The sequence below is a fragment of the Solibacillus isronensis genome (genome assembly GCF_023715405.1).
GTDB classification, from domain to species: domain Bacteria; phylum Bacillota; class Bacilli; order Bacillales_A; family Planococcaceae; genus Solibacillus; species Solibacillus isronensis_B.
In genome coordinates this window covers 702,046-723,439 of record NZ_JAMBOC010000001.1, presented here as the reverse complement: position 1 = coordinate 723,439, position 21,394 = coordinate 702,046, and the positions used below count along the sequence as shown (strand labels likewise).

Below are 21,394 nucleotides of genomic sequence, written 5' to 3'. Positions count from 1 at the left end.
GTACTATTTCAAGCATCCATTAAAATATAACTAACGACGTTTTGTAATTAAGAGGGGGAGCATGATATTGGTCATTAACACATCAAATATATCAACTGATTTAATTATTACATCACAAGGTTTTGGAGTATTAAGGAAGGCTTTAATCGAAAATATAGGAGTAAAAAGAGCAAATTCCTTTTTATTTCATTTCGGAAGAGATTTGGGTGTTTCTAAAGCGGAAGAATTAATGCGCAACTATTCATCTGTCGACGATTTAATAACACTTGCTTCTGAAGTCCACCGAAATCTTGGTCATATATCCGGTATTGAAGCACTTGGTAAAATTACGAAGTTAACTGATGGCACACTGGAGTTTGAAGAAGTATTTGGAAAATGGTTCGATTCATTTGAAGCAAAATTGCATCTCGAGCATTTTGGGTTATCTTCACAATGTGCTTGTTTTACGCTTAGTGGATTTGCTAGCGGCTACTTATCAACGATTTACAATGAAGAGGTTTATGCAATCGAAACAAAATGTCAATCGATGGGTTATCCTGATTGCAGCTTCGAAATCAATTCGAAACGATATTGGATGGAAAAAGAGCCTGACAATGAAATTCTCAAACAAAATCCTACAATTTTCGAGGAGCTCTCTTTAACTTATGATAATTTACTTCATCAAAAAAGAACGTTAAATAAAGTATTAACTTATCACAGTCAATTAACAGATTGTGTTGTGAAAGAAGATAGCTTAAATCATGTATTGTCAACAGCATATGACTTGCTCAACATCCCCATCATTATCAAAAATATTCACAACAAACTCGTAGCGGTAAGAGGCATCACAGAAGAAGAATATGCGAGAATAAATACGTCTCCCAAAAATAAAACAACACTTAACAGGCATAATGAAACAATTTATAAAAAAATTGGACCCTTTTATGAAATGACGACCCCGATTAACTTAGACCAAAAAAAATTTGCAACTTGTTCTTTTATTTATAAAGAAAATCAGGCAGTCGATGATAACGATTATTTATTTTTAGAACGGCTAGCTTCTGTAGCGACTCTTTGCTTCATGAAAGAAAAAATTAGTTTCGAAACGACTGAACGGCTGAAAATATCCGTCTTAGATCAATTAATTAATCAGCAACACGCTTCCCTAAATGAATTCGCTTCGCATCTTAATTATATTTCGAACAATATTGAAGGACCATATTATATCCTTAAAATAAAATTTGTTGACCCTAAAAATCAGTATTTACTAATTGATTCGTATGATCAATTGTTACAGTTCTCCCAAGCATTCAAATTCTTTTATATTGATGCGTTACTTACGCTTATACAAAACGATATTGTAGTGCTGATTTACAATGGAAAACCAATTGATTTATTAACTAACGAGTTAATAAAGGTTCTTAACCAAATTCAAAAAAATAACCCTACCCTACAATATAAAATAGGTATTAGCATACAATCTTTATCTTTAACGAACCTCCCACATTATGTGAAACAAGCAAACCATGCTGTTAATTTGCCGCGTAAGAAAACTATCATTACGTATGAAGAACTTGGTATATTGGGTAACTTTTTAAGTAATACAGATCTCGATACAATTAAACAAATAGCTATGGAGGAACTGAAGGACTTATTAAAAGAAGGCAATGACGAACTTCTCTATACCCTCTATAGATATTTAATCAATGGGAAACACCTTGAAAAAACAATGCAGGATCTATCACTATCAATGGGTGGACTTCAGTACCGAATCAGGAAAATAGAAGATATAACAGCTAAAAATTTAAAAGAATTTTCAACAGCTTCGTATTTATTATTATTAATTGAATCCTTAATTACACTTGGAGAATTAAAATGGTGAGCAGTAAGTTGGGTCTGGATGGTCGTGCAAATCTTGTTTTTTCAAAATCATATATCCAATAACACGTTTATCTACAAAAGCACAATTCTTTTTTCAAGAATTGTGCTGCTTAGTATGTAATTATTTCAAAGCTCGTTTATGTAATTTAAACTTATGTATTATCGAACAGTACCTCGCCATTTTTGTAAATGTCCTTCTACCGCATAAGTGTTATTAACAAGATCCAATACTTCTGAACTCATTGTTACCTCTTTTGCTGCCACTACTATTTGATCGGTTACAGGTACTTCTACTTTTTGATTGTTTTTCTTTTCTGCAATAGTATTACCTATCATTGCTTTGATTGTGTGTGCTTCTAAACTGTTTACATTCATGTGACGTTAGTTCCTCTCGATTACTATCTTTTTCATAATATTCCTATTTTTAAATTATAGTCTACTATAAGACTTTTCTCTCAGTTATTTCTGTGTATATTTTCTCACTTATGTATACTTTTCAAATAATCCATTAATCGTTTAGGTTATATATACTATCTCGCGAAATTTATATTACCAATTTTACTTAATATTTTAATCCAAAAGAAATGATATACAGCAGTATCTTAGACGGGGCCTGATCCGCTCTTAAAATTTAGCCAATTAATATAATGTATAAAACTCGTATTGTTCACTAACTTTATATACTTCCTCATATACCCTCCCCTTTCATTCCAGTTATATAAACAGTATAAAAATAATCACTTTGGTAAATGCTTATCTAAAGTTGGAGTGATTAAGAGGAATGTAGACAAGGAGAGCTTGCTATTCGAGCAATGAGTGACTATGAAAAACTTGTTCAATATCAAACGTATGTTGTTGGTTATTTTATTATTAAATCTAATTGATGGCATTTGTACGGCTTGGGGACTCAGTAATGAATGGATTGAAGAAGCGAACCCGTTGATGAGTTCGTTTTCGCCCTTAACAATCCTTGGAATAAAAGTCGCCTTATCTGGTGCCATGTTGTTACTGTGGAAATCAAATTTCCCTACAAGATTAACGAATGTTTGGCGAGTAGTTCTTACTTTCGTCATGTTCTTATATACTGGGATATTTGTTATGCACATGACATGGATTTCATTGTTGTAGTAAAATTCAGAATTAGTTGAGTACTTAAAATGAAATCGTCTTCTAATAAAAAAAAGTGCTGCAAACCCTTAATACTAAGGAATTTGCAGCACTTTTTATTCATTGTTCTTTCTTTAAACTTTCTTGTGCCATTTTAATAAGCTCCTTAACCATGCTACCACCAATTTTCCCGCCTACTTTACCAGCTTCAAAAGAAGTAAGTTTGCCGTTATATCCTTCTTTTAGAGGGATACCTAATTCCTTAGCTACCTCTAGCGCTGTCACTTCAGGGTTGCTAGAACCGGTTACTTTCGCTTTTAATAAATCCAGCTCTTGTTTAGCTTCGGGTACAAGAATTTTATTTCGATTCTTCTTTGCCATAAGATTGCTCCTTTTAAGCTAGCATAGGCATATAAAAGCAAAAAATACTGGCAGATAATGTTAAGGATTACTTCACTTTATAAAGGAATTCTCAAATTCTTCAATCGGACATGGTTTGCCAAAGTAAAAGCCTTGAATATATCGGCAATTTTCTCCTAGAAGGAAATCCAATTCTTCTTTTGTTTCAACACCTTCAGCGATCACTTCTAACTTTAATAGTTGCGCCATTTTTATCATGGCTGATGTAATAGTGGCGTTTTCTGGATTGTGGGAAATATCTCGAATAAACGATTGATCTATCTTAACCCCATCTATTTTAAATATCTTCAAATAGTTGAATGATGAATAACCCGTTCCAAAGTCATCGATATAAATTTTAACGCCCATTTCTTTTAAATCCAACAGTGTTTTCTGAACATTTTCTTCATTGAGCATGATCGAGTTTTCGGTAATTTCGATTTCTAACCACTTGCCTTCTAACTCGTATTGTTCTAATAATTCACTGATTTCTTCAGCAAACCCTTGCTGTAAAAATCGCTTAGAACTAATATTTACACTTATCGGAACAAGCGGCAACCCGGCATTTCTCCATGCAACTAATTGTTCACTGACTCTTTTCTTCATCCATTTTCCGATTGCTATTATTAATCCTGTTTCTTCAGCAATCGGAATGAATAGTCCTGGCGAAATTAAACCATGTTCCGGATGATTCCATCGTACAAGCGCTTCTGCACTCACTATTTTCCCTGTTAATGCGTCTACTCTCGGTTGGAGATAGGCAACAAATTCTTCGTTCATAATTGCTTTCCTTAAATCTCGCTCCATCACGAATGACTGATAATTCGCCTGGTTCATCGATGAATCATAAATTTGATACATATTTCGACCAAACTCTTTCGCCTTGTAAAGTGCAACATCCACCCTTTTCATCAATTCAGTTACATTGGCATCATTGGAAGGATAAAAGTCAATTCCAATACTCGCGGTTAAAAGTAATTCAGATCCTTGCACATAAAAAGGATATTTTAAGCTTTCTAATATGTTTTGGGCGATTTCAATTACTTCATCTCTCGTTTCAAAGTTCGGGCAGAGAAGCATTAATTCATCGCCACCCATTCGGGCTACATGATACTTATCTTTATAAGGATTGGTGTTCAATCTTACTGCGATTTGCTGTAATAATTCATCACCTACAGCATGCCCTAACGTATCATTAATCGATTTAAATCGGTCCAAATCTAAAGATAATATCGCCATTTTCTTTTTATTTTCTTCTGCCTGTTTTAAAGAATCCTGAATTTTTTTTTCCATCCATCGACGATTTGGTAAACCTGTTAATTCATCATGATGGGCTAAAAATGCATTGCGTTCTTGCACAAGTTTTTCTTCTGTAATATCTTTCCCGATTGAATAGATCACGTCTATTTCATTATCCATAACCATTGGTACTAATGTTACATTTAAAAATCTTCGTTGCCCGTTATTCTTAACTTCAAACTCAAAAAATTGAACTTCTCCTTGTAATGCCTTTGCTAAGTAGGCTGCAATAACTGGGCGTTCTTCTTCAACAGTAACATCGATAATACTCATTTTTCCAAACACGGTTTCCTCTATTCCGAGTAGTTCCAATGTTTTCGCATTCATATGTACAATGGTACCTTCTTTATCCAGCATTGTAATATATTCATGACTGTAATTGATTAAAGACTGGTATCGTTCTTCATTTACTTTTAATTGCTTTTGAACTTCTCTAAATTGCGAAAAATCGTGAACCGTTCCAACGATTTCTGTTACTTCCCCGTTATGTCGGATGGGTTCGATATCGACGAAAATAAGTTTGCCGCCTAACTCTATCTCATACTGTACTTTCTTACCTTTGAGCGCTTTTGTATACATTTTTTCTTTTATTTTTGCAATGTCTTGGTCAAATACATCAAAAGGTGATTTGGATAAAATCAGCTCTGCACCCGCGCCAATTTCAGCCATCAGTTTTCCTTCTGACAGGATATATTTCAACGTACCATCCTGTTCTTTTCTTACTTTAAAAATACCATTTTGAAGGTTTTGAAATGTCCGAATAAAATTCAGTTTAAACTGTGATTCCATCTGTTTATTTTCTGTGACATCCGTTTGAAAACTAACGAAATAATACGGCTGCCCTTCCTCATCAAGGATTGGCACAATGATTTCAAATACCCAGAAAACAGTGCCATCCTTTGCTCTATGTTGAATTTCACCGCGCCAAGTATAACCGCTCCTAATCGTTTCCCATAGTTGAATGAAAAACTCTTCAGAATGAAATCCAGAATTGACTATTCGATGGTTTTGTCCTATGATTTCTTCCTTTTCAAATTTTGAAAGTCGGCAAAAATTACTATTCACATAAAGTATTGTGCCGTCATAATCTGTAATCGTTATATTTGTTGATTCATTCATAGCATTTAAAATATCATCCAGCATTTTGTGTACAATGTTTGATTCCTTGTTTTTGGAATCAAAAGAGGAAATGAAAAAATCGCTAATTTCCTCCCTAATATTTGATATTTTTTTTGTATTAACACTCATATCATCACCTATTTTTTCGCAATATTTCTAATTTAAAATATTATTCTTTATTATTTTACTTAATTTAACCTATTAATGCATTAAACAATTTAGTAATTTATCATATTAAACATTACAAAAAAAAAACTGTACCTCAATTGTCAAATGTTCCTAACAATTGGGGTACAATCCATATGCACTCTATATTATGGCACTGTTAATTGATTATTTTTTCTTTCCAGTTTTCTCGTAATTGATATTTTAATATTTTCCCTGATACATTTCGAGGTAAAGATTCTACATATATAAAATGACGCGGCAGCTTATAACCCGCTAAATGACTGCGGCAATAGGCTATAATATCTTCTTCATCGATCTCAATCTCTTCCTTTTTAACAATCACAGCTGTTACTACCTCTCCCCATTTCGGGTCAGGTAAACCGATAATTGCACATTCTACAATTCCAGGGTAACCGTTTAAGATTTGTTCCACTTCAACCGAATAAACATTTTCACCGCCTGAGATAATCATGTCCTTCTTTCGGTCTACAAGTGTAATATACCCTTCGTCATCTATCGTCGCCAAATCACCCGTTAAAAGCCAACCATCTCGAAATGTTTGCGCTGTTTCCTCCGGTTTTTTATAGTATTCTTTCATAACTGATTCTCCGCGCATAATGAATTCTCCCACTTCACCAGGCAATACATCTTCCATATAACCATTTACTACACGAACGTCCAGAAAAGTCATCGCTTTTCCACTCGCACCAAGCTTTGTCTTATGTTCTTCAGGCGTTAAATAAACCCCTCCTGGTCCACCTTCCGTTAAACCACAGGCATTATAGAACTGGTCTGAACCTAAATACTCTACAGCTTTTTCAATCATACTTGGTGACATCGGTGCCGCTCCGTACACATAACCCCGAACTGTTGATAAATCATACGAACCTTTTGGAACCATGAAAAAGGCGTTGTACATAGCAGGTACACCGAAGAATAGCGTTACTTTATGCTGTTCTATCATCTTTAGCGATTCTACAGGATGGAAGTCGCGCATCATGACAACTGTTGCACCGGCAAAGAAGCAAGATGTAAGAACCATATTCAATCCTGCCGAATGGAATGCTGGCGCAACTAATAAATAAACGTCATCATGGTTTAATTTCATCATGACCGTTTGCGCACTATTTAAATTTGTGACGTTACCATGTGTAAGCAGTGCCCCTTTTGGCTTGCCTGTTGTACCTGATGTATACAAAATTTGTGCAGCATCTTCAGCAGTAATTGGCACATCCGGATTTTCGGTCTGTGAAGTATAGATATCTTTTATAGAGACAATTCCTGCTTCAGCATCCCCAACACTGTATATGACCGGTGTTGCAGTAATATCGGCAATGGCGTTCTTAACTAATTCTGTTTGATCCACATCTGTAATAATAGCGATTGAATCAGATTGCTCCACAATATAATTAAGTTCTTTAGCCGTTAAACGAAAGTTAATTGGAACAATGACACCGCCTGCTTTCATAACGGCATACGCGCAAATGACAAACCAATGGGAATTTTTCAAAAACAGACTGACTTTATCACCTTTTTTTAAACCTTGATTAATGAACCCGTTACTATATCGATTAATTTCATCGTTTAATTCTTTATAGGTGTACGTGTAATCCCCAAATACTAATGCTTTTTGATTTGGCATTCTACTTGCGTGCGATAAAATCGGTTTGATTAAATCCAAATACTCATCCTCCTAATACTTTCTTTGGAATAATATATTCTCCCGATTTTTATTTATAACTTATATTCTATAATATTTTTCGAAGGTACTTTCATCTCAATGTTCTAGTATAATTCGCTGCATTTGATGCTAATATAATCTCGCAAAAATAGGAAAACGAGCGCTGACTCTTTTTACAAAAGTCGCGCTCGTTTTTGGATTACTTTTCAATAGAAGATAATCAATATTTCTATGGTTTTAAATAGTTTTATTTCTTAATAAACATTTGTGTCCAGTAGTTACCATCTTCAACGTAGCCTAAACCAATATGCGTAAATTTCGCATCCATAATGTTTGCTCGGTGGCCTGAACTATTCATCCATGCATCCATTACTTGCGCAGCCGATTTTTGACCTTTTGCAATGTTTTCACCTGCTGCTGTATAGCTGATACCGAATTTTTTCATCATATCAAATGGTGAGCCGTATGTAGGGCTTGTATGGCTGAAGTAATTTTTGTCGTGCATATCTTGTGATTTATATTTCGCAACACGCGCTAGCTCCCAATCCATTTTAAGTGGCGCTAACCCTTGCTGTGCGCGTTCTTTGTTTACTAGACTTACTACTTGCTCTTCTACTGCTTGTTGTTCATTTTCTGAAATAGTAATTTTATCTCCGACATAGATCATATCCGGATTTTTTAATGTAGGGTTTAAAGCAATTAATTCGCTTAGTCCGATTTGATTTTTAGAGGCAATCTTCCAAAGCGTGTCCCCACTTTTTACTGTATAAGTAGCTGCAGATGCAGTAGCTGGTAGCGCAAATAGCATCATACTAAAGAACAACACGATACTTTTTTTCAACATTATTAAATCAATCCTTTCTAGATGTCTGTTACAAGCTTACTAGAGAATTGTGGTGATTTCATTAGGGAATGAATGGCGCTTCTTTTGCAATTCCATAACAAACATTACAAATGTGACAATTCCACTGTAATTAACCTCTGTTAAATAAAAAAACGACATGCTGCGCATGCCGGTTTTTCAATGGATTACTAATGTTCCGGTTCCATTGACTTGTAAATACTTACATTCACAATGGAGCCGATTCGCTCAACCTTTACATAAATACCTAGCCAGACAATTATATAACAGTCTGTACCATCACAAGATTTTTCCGTTATTTTATGCTCGAAATCAATATCGACGATCCCTTCCTTCTGTCCGGACGCAGTGGCACGGAACACATTAGTTCCTGGATCTCTAGTAACTGTCACCATTTGCTCAGCATTTTTTGTTCTGGTTGTATGTTTGCCTATATTGTATTTGGCCCCCATATCAATTAAATCAGAAAGTTGTTCTTTAACAACTTTGATATCATAATTGAAGCTGGTCTGGTTCGGTTTAGCTTCGATTCCATACCTCACTTCTTCTCCATCTTTAAAATAAACGGTTGCAATAAACTGACCTTGCTGTTTAATATCAAAACAAACCGAATAGCCATATTGGCAATCTTCGAACTTTAGACTTGAAGACACATGTTTACCATCCATTGTATAAAGAGTTATTTTTTCGACATCTTGACTTGACCGATTTCGTGATTCATCAAAAACTGATAACTCTACTGGAGTAGCATGGGAGGTATCTTTTTCCTCCAACGTCGGTTTCAATTCGCCGTTCTCTTTTTTTATATGAACATAATATTTTTTATTGACAGTTTTGTTTGCCTTTAATCCCCGGACAATTAGCGTACCCGTACCTTCTTTCAATGGTACTATCTGAATTTTATCTTCAGTTTTGCCCGAAGTTAGTACTTTACCTTTCACCAGTATCCCGTGAAATACGGCAGAATCAATTTTTTCATCTTCTATCCATTCTATCTCTTCCAAATCGATTTCAGCTGGCCCTATTGTCACCATTGGCGGTTTCAAATCTTCCGTAGCTTTCAGCATTTTTGCAGCTTGTCCCCTTGTGATAAAAGCATTTGGACTGAATTTGTCAGGGGACGTCCCTCCAACAATGCCGAATTTATAAAGGATTAAAATATTATCGGCATGCGATCGTAAATAGTAATACGGTATAACATCTTTGAATGGGTTGACCATATCATGCCCCGATATATTATAGCGTGGCAGATCGAACGCTTTGACAAGTATTGAAGCCATCTGTCCCCGTTTGATAGGATCGTTCGGCCCATATCGTCCATCGCCGTAGCCGCTGATTATCCCATGTTCAGCCATTGCTGCAATCGACTTATAGTAACCGTTTGAAGTTGTGACATCTTCAAAACCCGGATTCTTTACGTTGGAAGTGTCCAAGTTGATCATCTTCGTAATGATAGCGGCTGCCTGTCCTCTTGTAATCGTGTTGCCGGGTTTAAACGTACCATCGGGATACCCTCCAATAATGTTTCGTTCTGCCAATTCATAAACAGCTTCGGCGTAATATTTTGATGACGGTACATCTGAAAATTGCTTAGTTGATGCGGCAAATGTGCTGGCTAAAACGAGGTTACACGCTATAAATAGTACCGTGAATATGGTCGTTAATCGTTTCTTCATTCTCTCGCTTCCTTTCGTTTCGTAAATTTTATTATCCATTTCCCTGATTTATAGGGTTTCACTCGCTTCTACTGGTAACCTGACTGTTTTTTGCGTAATTTTGGCAGCGAGCAATTTCATCTTATTTTTTTACAGAGTCTTCCCCCAATCAGTAATATGCTGTACTGACGAAAAAAATGGAAATTAGTTTCACTTTTTCAAATTTTTAAATTGCAGGAAAATCATATCCAATTAGATTGTATGGAAAAAAGCGCTGATTCCTTTTACAAAAACCGCGCTCGCTTAATTTGGTATTTGCTATACCCCATAGCATCATTATTTTCATCAAAATAAAGGATAAATGCCTACTAGTTATTTATAGAACAAAAGCGCTAAAGCGCCCGTTCAACTCCGACAGTCATTGGGTGGCCGGACGCAAAAGTAAAGGCTTCACCACTTTTGCACGAAAGGGACCTAATGATGCGAGGAGTTGGCGCTTTAGCCTAGACGTAGACAGTCGTTTCGTTCAAAGTGTTCCACCATGCCCAAATCTAAAATTTCCTTAACAACAAAAAACTGTATGAGCAGCTAATTCGCTACCCATACAGTTTTATGCTGACTATTCATTTGAAGAGCTCATGTTGCAAGAGTACCATGCAATATCCAAACGAATACCTACCCACCCGACTATTTAAAAGCCTGAGCTGCCTTAACCGCTTTGCCCCAGCCTGTGTATAAAGCTTCGCGCTCTTCTTCGGCCATCTCAGGCTCAAATTTGTGGTCTAAATTCCAGTAGTTCGAGATGTCATCTAATGTTTCCCAATAGCCTACAGCTAAACCTGCCAAGTATGCTGCGCCTAAAGCCGTTGTTTCGTTGACAACCGGGCGATCCACCGGCGCATTTAATAGGTCTGACTGGAACTGCATTAAAAAGTTATTTTTCACTGCGCCGCCGTCTACACGTAGCGTACTTAACGGAATTCCTGAATCCGCTTCCATTGCACTTAATACGTCGCGTGTTTGATATGCAAGCGACTCAAGTGTAGCACGTACGAAATGCTCTTTTTCTGTACCGCGCGTTAAACCGAATACTGCACCTCGCACATCCGAATCCCAGTAAGGAGTACCTAATCCAACGAATGCCGGCACAACATACACACCTTCTGAAGATGTTACACGAGCTGCATATGCTTCACTTTCCTCAGCTTTACGGAACATACGCAAGCCGTCGCGCAGCCATTGGATAGCAGAGCCCGCTACGAAAATACTTCCCTCGAGGGCATACGTTACTTTGCCGTCTAGTCCCCATGCAATTGTCGTTAATAAACCATGATCAGATTTTACTGCCTTTTCACCTGTGTTCATTAACATAAAGCAACCAGTGCCATATGTATTTTTCACCATTCCTTGCTCAAAGCAAGCTTGCCCGAATAATGCTGCTTGTTGGTCGCCCGCGATACCTGCGATTGGAATTTCCTGACCGAAAAGATTATCCGCATCTGTATGACCGTAAACTTCTGAAGATGATCGCACTTCTGGAAGCATCGAAGCTGGAACTGTTAAAATATCAAGAAGCTCTTCATCCCACTTCAAATCGTAAATATTGAACATTAATGTTCGGGATGCGTTTGAATAATCCGTTACGTGCACTTTACCGTTCGTTAATTTCCAAATGATCCAAGTATCGATTGTACCGAATAAAAGATCCCCATTTTCCGCTTTTTCGCGAGCGCCTTCTACATTATCTAAAATCCATTTCACTTTTGTCCCTGAGAAGTACGCATCAATAAGCAAGCCTGTTTTATCTCGGAACATATCATTTAAACCTCGCGCTTTTAAATCTTCACAAATTTCAGCTGTTTGTCGCGATTGCCAGACAATTGCATTGTAAATCGGATGACCTGTATGTTTATCCCATACAACCGTCGTTTCGCGCTGGTTTGTAATACCAATCCCTGCAATTTGACTTGCGAGTATATTTTTCTCCGATAACACAGCCGCGATACATGAAAGCACGGAAGACCAAATTTGTTCCGGGTTATGCTCTACCCAACCTGATTCCGGGAAATATTGCGGGAACTCTTGCTGTGCTGTATGAAATACCGTACCATTTTTATCAAATAAAATTGCACGAGAACTTGTTGTACCTTGGTCTAGCGCCATCATATATTTTTCTGTCATCCTCAAATCCTCCTACTCTTCTACTCTTCTACTCTTCTACAGTCGATACTGTCATTTGTGCAGCTACGAACACCGCCGCTACTACTACACTGAAAATCCAGAATAATGTTGCATCTGCTCCATTCCAGATGAAGCTGAAAAATACTGCTCCGTAAACACCGCCGATAATCGGGGCAACTACAGGTACCCATGCATACCACCAAGCTGAATCTCCTTTACCTGGAATCGGTAAAAGCGCGTGTGCAATACGTGGACCTAAGTCACGGGCCGGGTTAATTGCATAACCAGTTGGACCACCCAATGCCATACCAATTACAACAATTAAAATACCGACTAAAAATGGATTTAATCCTGAAGTAATTTCGTTTGTCCCTAACGCTAAAATCCCTAATACTAATGCGAATGTGCCGACCATCTCAGCAATCATGTTCGATGGAATATGCTTTACTGCTGGAGTTGTTGCGAATACGCCAAGTTTTGCCCCTTTGTCTTTTGTACCTTTCCAATGCGGTAAATAAACAAAGTATACTAACACAGCACCTAAAAACGCTCCAATTAGTTGAGCAACGATAAACATTGGCACATCTGCCCATGCAAAGTTGCCAATTGTTGCAAGAGCAATTGTTAATGCCGGGTTTAAGTGTGCCCCGCTAATACCTCCTACTGCATAAGCTGCCATCGCTACGGCAAAGCCCCATGCAAAAGTGATTACGACCCAACCGCCACCTTGACCTTTTGATTTGTGCAATGAAACACCTGCTACAACGCCGCCACCGAATAATATTAGCAGCATCGTGCCGACTAACTCGGCTGTAAATGTTGACATTCCATAACCTCCTTAGCTCATGTATATTCCGTTAATAAAATACTTAGAAGAAAAAAAGTCCGCAAGTAACAATTGTTTCACGTATTTACGTAAAACAATGATACATGCGGACTCCTTTACTCAACCACGTATTTATTGACTTAGTAATCATAATAGTTTGAAATTATTCATTAGTCAACAACTTTTTGGAAACGTTTCCACAATTCTTTATTGGAGGTAGTAATGGCAATTGCCCCTGCATCAAATGCCTGCTTAATTTGCTCATCCGTTCGAATTAAGCCCCCTGTAATAACAGGAATACCTGTTTGCGTAGATACTTCCTCAATCATTTCCGGGATAACACCTGGAAGTAATTCAATAAAGTCCGGAGCCGTTTGTTCAAGGAGCGAATAACTTTTTTCAAGCGCAATTGTATCAATTAAAAAGACACGTTGAATCGCCAATATACCACGGGATTTCGCTTTTAAAATCATATTGGAGCGTGTAGAAATAATGCCTGCCGGGCGAATATCGTTACATAAATAATCCGCGGCAAAATTATCAGTCTTCAGGCCGTGTATTAAATCCGCATGAATAATTAATTTTTTTCCATGACGATCGGCCTCTTGTTTTAGCGAGCGTAGATGGCTTAAATGCACTTCAAGCAATACGATATATTCGAATTCACTTTTTACTACTTTATCAAACTGTTTAATTGTTCGGGCAGCAGGAATAATTTTCTGATCATTAAACGGCATAACATCCTCCTAAATTTAGAAATCTGTTTATATTAATATGGCTCATCGGGTGCGTTAATTCAAATCTCCCACGCATTCGATGAGCCAAAATTATATCACAATATTATTTTACATTATTTTGCGGTTGTTGCACGCTTAATTTCAATGTTTAACAGTTCTGTAAACTCCGCTAATTGGGCATCTGTCCAATTTAACTCCCGAGCCATATGTGTAATGACTGTATCCTTATGTGCCAATACCGATGCGATATTAAAGAACATATTACCAGTACGGCGCACAAAGAAATCGACAGGTGTCGTTACAAGCTCATGCTCGATGCCATATTGGAGTTGTGCAAATAAAGCTTTAGGCATTGTGTCGTTTGCTTTCGCCACGTAGCTAAATACTTTTTCAACATTCGAGCCGTAATGCTGAGCCAAATACGCCGCTTCTTCTTTTGTTAGGCCCGCTTTCACACCTAACTCTGTCTTTTTTGAAATAAACGTTTGGATATGTTTTGAGCCGCCTACTTCACCACCAGAAATCGCGATGTTTTTTGTAATACAAGGTTTGCTCTCTACACCAAATTCTGCTTTTAGGCTCGCTGAAATTTTATTTACAACTGCTTCCGCCATTTTACGATAGCCTGTTAATTTACCGCCCGCAATTGTAACTAAGCCTGAAGCCGATTCCCAAACTTCATCATGACGGGAAATTTCTGATGGTCCTTTTCCTTCTTCATGAATTAACGGACGTACACCAGCCCAGCTTGATTCAATATCCGCATCCGTCACTTTTACATTTGGGAACATATAGTGAATGGCGTTCATAATGTAATCGCGATCGGATTGTTCGATATCCATATTACGCGGATCACCTTCATAAAACGTATCAGTCGTACCAACATACGTTTTACCGTTACGCGGAATCGCAAAAACCATACGGCCATCCGGTGTATCAAAATAAACCGCCTGCTTTAGCGGGAACTTCGATTCATCAAATACGATGTGCACACCTTTTGATAAGATTAAGTGTTTTCCGCTTGTTTTACCTTCAATGCTACGTACATCATCGACCCATGGGCCCGCTGCATTCACAACTTTTTTCGCCTGTATCTGAATTATTTCGTCAGATAGTAGATCTGTCGCTTCAATGCCGATAATTTTTTTCGCATCATTATATAAAAAGCCTGAAGCTTTCGTGTAGTTCGCTAAAACGGCACCTTTTTCAATCGCGACTTTTGCAACTTCAATTGTTAATCGTGCATCATCAGTCCGGTATTCAACATAAACACCGCCGCCTAATAAATCGGCTTGCTTAACTAACGGTTCTTTTTCCAATGTTTGCGCACTATTTAACATGTAACGGCGTTCTGACTTTTTTACCCCCGCCAGGAAATCGTACACACGTAAACCAACAGATGTAGAGAATTTACCAAATGTACCACCTTTATGGAACGGTAATAACATCCATACCGGTGTCGTTACATGCGGTCCATTTTCATAAACGATTGCCCGTTCTTTTCCCAATTCGGCTACTTCTTTAATTTCAAATTGTTTTAAATAGCGTAAACCGCCATGCACTAATTTTGTTGAGCGACTTGACGTACCTGCCGCAAAATCCTGCATTTCAACTAATGCCACGGATAAACCGCGTGTAATGGCATCAAGTGCGATTCCCACACCTGTAATACCGCCTCCGATAACTAAAACGTCATATTCTTTGCTCTGTAAATCATTAATGATAACTGATCGTTGTAAAGCTGATGCTGTTGACATAATAATTCCTCCTTAATGTAGACAAAAAAGAGAGACCTTAAAGCATCACACAAATATCGCTTTGTGCGTTCTTTAAGGTCTCTCTTTAACTCAAACCGGTCTATTAACTTGACCTTATCTTAACGCCACACAAGAAAAAATGCAAGACATTTACATCATTAGTTCTGTTTTCGCTCATTTAGAATTCGGTAAGTCTAATAATAAAACTACATTTATTTTTATTAACCAAAAAACAGGTCAAAAATATTTGAGGCTGAAGATGATTTTTTATTATAGAACTCTGAATATCCACAGTTATTGCAGTAAACGACTATAAACTGATTGTGCTGAACATCAAACATTTTGGATAACCCTGTACCAGTCATCGCCACTTCTTTCTTGCTCGCATCCTTACTTCCACATTTTATACAGCCTTTTTCAGACATATATTTTCCCCTCTCCAACTAAACGATTTGTTATACTTTCATACGGAATCGAGTTGAAAAAAGTTTCAGTAATTACGATTCAACACAATAAATGGAATCCACGCTATCCTTAAAAACGCCTTTCTAATCGTTGTCATGATAAATATCGAATTCAAATCTCCCATTTACTTGATTGGCAAATTCAATTGCCTTTTTATTCATAACAAGCTCACGAGTCTGCTGACAATTAAAACAAATAACCGTAACTAATTTACATTTCAAATTGTAATTATCTTTATACTTTTTAATAATATCTATTGAGTTATATAGTGTATTTATAATGGTATGAATTTGTTCCTCTGGATGGTTTGTCATTTTATAATCTAGCCCATACTCCCATGCAGTTTCAAATCTTATATGTTTTGTTTTACCTCGAATACATTCCTCACCTTTTCTGTAAGCTTCTGTTGGAATGATTCCTATTTCTCTAGTGAATTCCTCCAAAGGAAAGTCCTCTCCAAATAAAGTGAAGTATGCCCTCGTTTCTGAACAATAATCTTCTATTATAAAACACCTCAATTTTATACTCTTATAAATTTCAAAGGACATTTTTTATTGACTTACTTTTAAAAGCTTCTCCAACTGATAATCCTCAATCAATTCAATATTTCTTCTATTATCAATATAGTTCTTTATTTGCTGTATTATATTAGGCAGCAGCAAGATTGAATCCAATTTTTCTATAGGAATCCATTTCACCGCCGTTTGATTAGGATCTGGATATTCGGGTAATTTGGGGATCGAACCATTCTTTAAAGTACATTCAAAAATAAGGTGTAGTCCATGTTTGGCATTCTCATCATAATCACCGGATTGCTTATGTGGGGGAAACTCATAAATTAATGCTAATGGTCCAACTTCAACTTCTGCAGTAGTTTCTTCAAACACTTCTCTTGCGACACCCTCTATTATTGTCTCCCCGGGTTCAAGTCCCCCACCCGGTAAATTGTAATGTATCCCATTATCATCATACTCCACTAAAAGTACCGAATTATTTTCGATGATCAATGCTGTACATCGTATTCTTACATGTGACATTTCCCCACCTCATTTTCTTCTATATATTTAGATAGTCACTTGTTTTTCCATAAGGTACATTTTAGCCATTGTGTAGGCATGCGCTGTGAACAGTTGTGTGTTAATCTGTTTTGACCTAATTAAACTGGTCATTTCATTAAAATCCATTATTTTAATAGTAAGAATTTCAGTATCGTCTAAATCTTGTTCAAATTCCTTAAAAGCATCTAGCAAGAGAAAAGTAATTACCTTGTTATTTTGCGTTGCCGGGTTAACCATGAATTCCCCCAAAAGAATAGGCTTGCTTTCTGAAATAAAACCGGTCTCTTCCCTTACTTCCCGGATTATTGCTTCCTCGTATGTTTCATTTTCTTCTATTTTCCCAGCAGGGACTTCAAGGTAAAATTCATTGCCAGCATAACGGTACTGTTCAACAAGGACCATCTCGTTTTCCTTAGTTATAACGACGGCGTTTACCCAATCAGAATATTCGTTTACATAATAATCATCTATCACAATACCATTTGGAAGCTCGCATTCGTCTTTTCGAATATTGCCGAAAGGACTTTTATGTACATACTCTGATTTTAAAGTTTTCCATTTATTCATAATTACCTCCAACCTTTCCGCCATATTTTAATCAACAATTAAAGATTAACATAATTATCCAAATGTTACTTGTTTATAAGAAAAGCTTTCTTTTTCCAAAGAGTAAAAAGACATAGGTTAGCCTGAACTAACCCATGTCTTTTCTGATTAATTTAATTTAACTATTTATAGTAAATGAAGCTCATTTATACGATAAAAGCAAAGTATAAAAGGAATAACAGGCAAAGCACATACATAATCGGATGCACTTCTTTAGCACGCTTTTGTGCGATTAGGCAAATTGGATAAAGTACAAAGCCTAACCCAATCCCAATAACTACACTAGAAGTTAGTGGCATCATAATAATTATTAAAAATGCCGGAATAACGATTTCTAACTTTGTCCAGTTAATTCGACGGATTTCCATAGCCATCAATGCACCGACAATAATTAATGCCGCGGATGTTACTTCCACAGAAATAACGCTAACAAGTGGTGAGAAGAATAATGCAATGACGAAACATGCTGCAATAACTACTGACGTAAAGCCGGTTTTTCCTCCAACAGCAATACCAGCAGAAGACTCAACGCTTGTTGCAGGTGTTGATGTACCTAATACAGCTCCAATTACACCGGCAGCTGAATCGGCAAGTAACCCTTTTCCGATATTCGGAATTTTATTGTCTTTCATCATGCCTGCTTGGCTTGTTAGTCCAATTAATGCACCTGCTGTGTCAAAGAAAGCGACAATAAGGAACGTGAAAATAACTGTCAGGATTTCCGCTGTAAAAATTTCATCTAAATGACCAAACACAACACCAAATGTTGGTTCAAGGCTAGGAATACTACCAACGATTGAAGATGGTACTTCAATTTTACCAAACAGCATACCTACAATTGTTGTAATGACCATAGCGTAGAAAATACCGCCGTTAATACCTTTTACTAACATAATGATTGTAAGGAAAATACCTAGAATTGCTAATAACGTCATCGGTGAAGTTAAATCGCCAATCGCCACAAATGTATCTGGATTACCAACAATAATGCCACCGTTTTTTAATCCGACAAACGTGATGAAAAATCCAATCCCTGAAGCAATCGCGAACTTTAAATCACTTGGAATAATGTTAATAATTTTTTCGCGAATTTTAAATAAACTTAAAATCAAAAAGATGATGCCGGCAACAAAAACACCTGTTAAAGTAACTTGCCAATCAATCCCCATTCCAATACAAACTGTAAAAGTAAAGAATGAGTTTAATCCCATACTCGGTGCAATTGCGATCGGGAAGTTCGCAAGTATGCCCATTAGCAATGTACCGATAATTGCAGTAAGTGCAGTTGCAGTAAATACAGCTCCATGATCCATGCCAGATTGACTAAGGATAATGGGATTGACGATCAAAATGTAAGCAATTGATAAGAAGGTCGTAATCCCAGCAAGTGTTTCCGTTTTATACGAAGTACCCCGTTCTGCAAATTTGAAAAAGTTTTTCATGTTGTAATCTCCTAGTTGCTGTAATGTTAGCAATTAATTTATTATCCTAGAATAAAAAAAACTTTGACCACGAATGGCCAAAGCTTCTCTACAAAATGGAATAAAAATAGAATTTAATTCCCATTCCTTGTAGTCAGCTATTATCGGTAGCTGGTAGAAACTTTCAAGCCATCTTCTTGAATTTATACAAGGCATATTAGATTTTCTAAAAACAATAGTAGAATAATATCAAGTTAAATTTAAATCGTCAATAGAATCAATAACAATATTTTTTTGTTTTAATAATATATAAATATTCGAAAAAGAGCAAAAAATCAGTACTCATATTAAACTTCTCAGTAAGACGATTATTTTATTCGTAATACCATGATTATGCATGAACTTAAATAAGTGAAGAATTTAAGTCGATTAAATCATTCAATTTAAAAGACTCGATTCCAATCGGGAAAATCAAGCCTCTCATAATTATTTGAAGGTAGTTAACTCTTTTGAAACTTCATTTAAAAACTGATCATCAAACCTGTAAATGTGTTTGCCTTCTGTATTACTAATTGTGATTGCATCATCGATCATTCCGCCGCTTAAGGATATTTGTTTGAAAGCTCTAATATCCTTATCTAACAACTGTATATCGCTTAGTGAATTTACTAATGATTCTTTTAACTTATTTGATGAAGTTTCATTTTTCGCTTTATCTACTACTGCTTCCATCAGCTTTAACAGATTCCCTTCATCTAGATTGTTCGGCTCTGTTGCAGCCATCATTAATGCTACGATCCCTTCTCCATTTAAATGATTCATGCCTTTTTTAAATTCCATTGTCCCTTGAGTTATCCCTCTTACAGTAATTTCATCCTGCAAACGATACTCTACCCCACCAATCGAATCAATGAGCGAAGAAAAACTTCTCAATTCAATTACTGTATGATAGTCAATCGGTATATCAAAAAGATTGGAGACAAATGTTCTCACTTTTTTAGCGCCCCCAAAATTATACGCAAATAACAGTTTTTCGTTTAAAGTAGTCCCCTCATCATTAAGAGCGACGATGGGGACATATGTATCATAAGGAATCGATACTACTTTCACCATTTTTTTGTCTGTACTGTATGAAAGTAAAAGGTTGAGGTAAATTCGGTCATCCATTTTTTCAGACTTAACCGTAATTAAAGTTGTTAACACTTTTGCCTCTTCTGTTCCTGTGGTGCCTGCAACTGTTGGATTCGTTTCTTCATTTAAGCTAATGCTGTTTATTTCTTCATTTATAGTTCCTGGAAGCATTGATGGAAGGAATAAAAATAAACAGAGACCAACAATTAATAAAGCCGTTGTAACTGGAATCATTTTGCTTGGCAGAAGCAATGATTTTTTTTGTATTTTACTTTTCTGTAAGCTATGGATTTTTTCGAATACTTCATTCCGGTCCTCTTTCGTAAAATTCAATTCCTGATCTGAAATATCATTGAATTTCCCTCTGAATCGTCTATCTTCCATTTAGTTCCGCCTCCTTTATCATCGGCTCTAACCGTTGTTTCGCTCTTCTTAGTCGAGTTTTCACAGTATTCACAGAGATATCCAAAACACCGGCAATTTCTTCTGTGTTCAATGAATTGTAGTAATAAAGATAAACAACTTCCCGATAGATTTTCGGAAGTGAAAGAATGATATCTTTTATTTCTTCATCCTTATATTTATCAATAACTGTTTTTTCTATTGAGGGTAATACAGCCTTTGTTGTTTCATTAATAAAACTTTTAACCTGTACCATTTTGTAATGCCAGCTTTTTAAATAATCCTTGCATTCATTGATCGTTATACGATAGAGCCATGTTTTGATTTGCGCTTCAAATCGATAGGAATCCAGATTGTTATAGCATTTAATAAACGTATTTTGAACAAGGTCCTTCGCCGTTTCTTTATCTCTCACATAGGAAAATGCAAGCCGCACCAGTTCAGTCCCATATTCAATCATTATTTTCTCTAATAAATAATCCCTTTCTTCACTGTCCAATGTACTGCCCCCCTTACAATTAAATTTCAATTCTGCTATTAGACGATTGTCAATTTAATACAGGTTCAAATTCCCAAAAATATTTTATTTATGTACAATTATAATTGAAATTAAAAAGGCCTGTATCTTTGATGATCGAGTAATCATAGATACAGGCCATA

The 21,394-nt window shown here is 36.5% G+C and carries 19 protein-coding genes and 1 riboswitch; of the genes, 2 read left to right on the top strand and 17 right to left on the bottom strand.

Features of this window, described 5'->3' with window-relative positions; translation table 11 throughout:
• Window positions 1-67: 67 nt before the first annotated feature.
• On the top strand, window positions 68-1,861 hold the full coding sequence (locus M3166_RS03735) for a V4R domain-containing protein (RefSeq protein WP_251687464.1): 1,794 nt from the start codon (window positions 68-70) through the stop codon (window positions 1,859-1,861).
• Between the two features lie 158 nt (window positions 1,862-2,019).
• Here M3166_RS03735 and M3166_RS03730 read toward each other — a convergent pair whose 3' ends face one another.
• Window positions 2,020-2,235, bottom strand: a complete 216-nt coding sequence (locus M3166_RS03730; RefSeq protein WP_251687462.1) for a hypothetical protein — start codon at window positions 2,233-2,235, stop codon at window positions 2,020-2,022.
• A gap of 447 nt (window positions 2,236-2,682) precedes the next feature.
• Here M3166_RS03730 and M3166_RS19480 point away from each other — a divergent pair, with 447 nt between their 5' ends.
• Window positions 2,683-2,988: a DUF5658 family protein gene (locus M3166_RS19480; RefSeq protein ID WP_353056552.1), complete on the top strand. Its 306-nt coding sequence runs from the start codon at window positions 2,683-2,685 to the stop codon at window positions 2,986-2,988.
• 99 nt (window positions 2,989-3,087) lie between these two features.
• Here the strand turns inward: M3166_RS19480 and M3166_RS03725 are convergent, their stop codons facing one another.
• The 16 genes from M3166_RS03725 to M3166_RS03650 all read right to left on the bottom strand — a co-directional run bounded on the left by M3166_RS03725 (window position 3,088) and on the right by M3166_RS03650 (window position 21,233).
• Window positions 3,088-3,348, bottom strand: coding sequence for an alpha/beta-type small acid-soluble spore protein (locus M3166_RS03725; protein ID WP_251687460.1), 261 nt, complete (start codon window positions 3,346-3,348; stop codon window positions 3,088-3,090).
• A 72-nt stretch (window positions 3,349-3,420) separates the two neighbouring features.
• The gene (locus tag M3166_RS03720) at window positions 3,421-5,913 is read right to left on the bottom strand and encodes an EAL domain-containing protein (protein ID WP_251687458.1); all 2,493 of its coding nucleotides are present in this window, start codon (window positions 5,911-5,913) and stop codon (window positions 3,421-3,423) included.
• A 196-nt stretch (window positions 5,914-6,109) separates the two neighbouring features.
• Window positions 6,110-7,633, bottom strand: a complete 1,524-nt coding sequence (locus M3166_RS03715; protein ID WP_251687456.1) for a class I adenylate-forming enzyme family protein — start codon at window positions 7,631-7,633, stop codon at window positions 6,110-6,112.
• Window positions 7,634-7,880: 247 nt separating this feature from the next.
• The gene (locus tag M3166_RS03710) at window positions 7,881-8,477 is read right to left on the bottom strand and encodes a CAP domain-containing protein (RefSeq protein WP_251687454.1); all 597 of its coding nucleotides are present in this window, start codon (window positions 8,475-8,477) and stop codon (window positions 7,881-7,883) included.
• A gap of 188 nt (window positions 8,478-8,665) precedes the next feature.
• Complete coding sequence (locus M3166_RS03705; RefSeq protein ID WP_251687452.1) at window positions 8,666-10,171, bottom strand: S-layer homology domain-containing protein; 1,506 nt, start codon at window positions 10,169-10,171, stop codon at window positions 8,666-8,668.
• A gap of 666 nt (window positions 10,172-10,837) precedes the next feature.
• A complete protein-coding gene (gene glpK, locus M3166_RS03700) occupies window positions 10,838-12,331 on the bottom strand; it encodes a glycerol kinase GlpK (protein WP_251687449.1) in 1,494 nt (497 codons plus the stop codon).
• 28 nt (window positions 12,332-12,359) lie between these two features.
• Window positions 12,360-13,157 carry an MIP/aquaporin family protein gene (locus tag M3166_RS03695; RefSeq protein ID WP_251687447.1) on the bottom strand — a complete coding sequence of 266 codons (798 nt, stop codon included), beginning with the start codon at window positions 13,155-13,157 and terminating at the stop codon, window positions 12,360-12,362.
• A gap of 170 nt (window positions 13,158-13,327) precedes the next feature.
• A complete protein-coding gene (locus M3166_RS03690; protein ID WP_251687445.1) occupies window positions 13,328-13,894 on the bottom strand; it encodes a glycerol-3-phosphate responsive antiterminator in 567 nt (188 codons plus the stop codon).
• Window positions 13,895-14,007: 113 nt separating this feature from the next.
• Window positions 14,008-15,651 (bottom strand): glycerol-3-phosphate dehydrogenase/oxidase, encoded by a 1,644-nt coding sequence (locus tag M3166_RS03685; RefSeq protein ID WP_251687443.1) that lies wholly within the window; start codon window positions 15,649-15,651, stop codon window positions 14,008-14,010.
• A 221-nt stretch (window positions 15,652-15,872) separates the two neighbouring features.
• Window positions 15,873-16,076 carry a zinc ribbon domain-containing protein gene (locus M3166_RS03680; RefSeq protein WP_008403962.1) on the bottom strand — a complete coding sequence of 68 codons (204 nt, stop codon included), beginning with the start codon at window positions 16,074-16,076 and terminating at the stop codon, window positions 15,873-15,875.
• Between the two features lie 123 nt (window positions 16,077-16,199).
• The gene (locus tag M3166_RS03675; protein WP_285848716.1) at window positions 16,200-16,664 is read right to left on the bottom strand and encodes a DUF4279 domain-containing protein; all 465 of its coding nucleotides are present in this window, start codon (window positions 16,662-16,664) and stop codon (window positions 16,200-16,202) included.
• Window positions 16,665-16,667: 3 nt separating this feature from the next.
• Entirely contained in the window at window positions 16,668-17,153 is a 486-nt protein-coding gene (locus M3166_RS03670; RefSeq protein WP_251687439.1) for an NUDIX domain-containing protein, read from the bottom strand.
• Between the two features lie 27 nt (window positions 17,154-17,180).
• Complete coding sequence (locus M3166_RS03665) at window positions 17,181-17,741, bottom strand: NUDIX hydrolase (protein WP_251687437.1); 561 nt, start codon at window positions 17,739-17,741, stop codon at window positions 17,181-17,183.
• Window positions 17,742-17,926: 185 nt separating this feature from the next.
• Window positions 17,927-19,222 carry an NCS2 family permease gene (locus tag M3166_RS03660; protein ID WP_251687435.1) on the bottom strand — a complete coding sequence of 432 codons (1,296 nt, stop codon included), beginning with the start codon at window positions 19,220-19,222 and terminating at the stop codon, window positions 17,927-17,929.
• A 110-nt stretch (window positions 19,223-19,332) separates the two neighbouring features.
• Window positions 19,333-19,432, bottom strand: a riboswitch (purine riboswitch).
• Window positions 19,433-19,687: 255 nt separating this feature from the next.
• Complete coding sequence (locus M3166_RS03655; RefSeq protein ID WP_251687433.1) at window positions 19,688-20,716, bottom strand: LCP family protein; 1,029 nt, start codon at window positions 20,714-20,716, stop codon at window positions 19,688-19,690.
• Window positions 20,706-21,233 carry a sigma-70 family RNA polymerase sigma factor gene (locus tag M3166_RS03650; RefSeq protein ID WP_251687431.1) on the bottom strand — a complete coding sequence of 176 codons (528 nt, stop codon included), beginning with the start codon at window positions 21,231-21,233 and terminating at the stop codon, window positions 20,706-20,708. Before M3166_RS03650 ends, M3166_RS03655 begins: the two co-directional genes overlap by 11 nt.
• Window positions 21,234-21,394 lie beyond the last annotated feature (161 nt).

What these genes read in the sequence shown, in the direction of transcription:
- M3166_RS03730 (WP_251687462.1), bottom strand. Translation starts at nt 2,235, where the DNA reads ATGAATGTAAACAGTTTAGAAGCACACACAATCAAAGCAATGATAGGT.
- M3166_RS19480 (WP_353056552.1), top strand. Translation starts at nt 2,683, where the DNA reads ATGAAAAACTTGTTCAATATCAAACGTATGTTGTTGGTTATTTTATTA.
- M3166_RS03725 (WP_251687460.1), bottom strand. Translation starts at nt 3,348, where the DNA reads ATGGCAAAGAAGAATCGAAATAAAATTCTTGTACCCGAAGCTAAACAA.
- M3166_RS03720 (WP_251687458.1), bottom strand. Translation starts at nt 5,913, where the DNA reads ATGAGTGTTAATACAAAAAAAATATCAAATATTAGGGAGGAAATTAGC.
- M3166_RS03710 (WP_251687454.1), bottom strand. Translation starts at nt 8,477, where the DNA reads ATGTTGAAAAAAAGTATCGTGTTGTTCTTTAGTATGATGCTATTTGCG.
- M3166_RS03705 (WP_251687452.1), bottom strand. Translation starts at nt 10,171, where the DNA reads ATGAAGAAACGATTAACGACCATATTCACGGTACTATTTATAGCGTGT.
- glpK (WP_251687449.1), bottom strand. Translation starts at nt 12,331, where the DNA reads ATGACAGAAAAATATATGATGGCGCTAGACCAAGGTACAACAAGTTCT.
- M3166_RS03695 (WP_251687447.1), bottom strand. Translation starts at nt 13,157, where the DNA reads ATGTCAACATTTACAGCCGAGTTAGTCGGCACGATGCTGCTAATATTA.
- M3166_RS03690 (WP_251687445.1), bottom strand. Translation starts at nt 13,894, where the DNA reads ATGCCGTTTAATGATCAGAAAATTATTCCTGCTGCCCGAACAATTAAA.
- M3166_RS03685 (WP_251687443.1), bottom strand. Translation starts at nt 15,651, where the DNA reads ATGTCAACAGCATCAGCTTTACAACGATCAGTTATCATTAATGATTTA.
- M3166_RS03680 (WP_008403962.1), bottom strand. Translation starts at nt 16,076, where the DNA reads ATGTCTGAAAAAGGCTGTATAAAATGTGGAAGTAAGGATGCGAGCAAG.
- M3166_RS03675 (WP_285848716.1), bottom strand. Translation starts at nt 16,664, where the DNA reads ATGTCCTTTGAAATTTATAAGAGTATAAAATTGAGGTGTTTTATAATA.
- M3166_RS03670 (WP_251687439.1), bottom strand. Translation starts at nt 17,153, where the DNA reads ATGTCACATGTAAGAATACGATGTACAGCATTGATCATCGAAAATAAT.
- M3166_RS03665 (WP_251687437.1), bottom strand. Translation starts at nt 17,741, where the DNA reads ATGAATAAATGGAAAACTTTAAAATCAGAGTATGTACATAAAAGTCCT.
- M3166_RS03660 (WP_251687435.1), bottom strand. Translation starts at nt 19,222, where the DNA reads ATGAAAAACTTTTTCAAATTTGCAGAACGGGGTACTTCGTATAAAACG.
- M3166_RS03655 (WP_251687433.1), bottom strand. Translation starts at nt 20,716, where the DNA reads ATGGAAGATAGACGATTCAGAGGGAAATTCAATGATATTTCAGATCAG.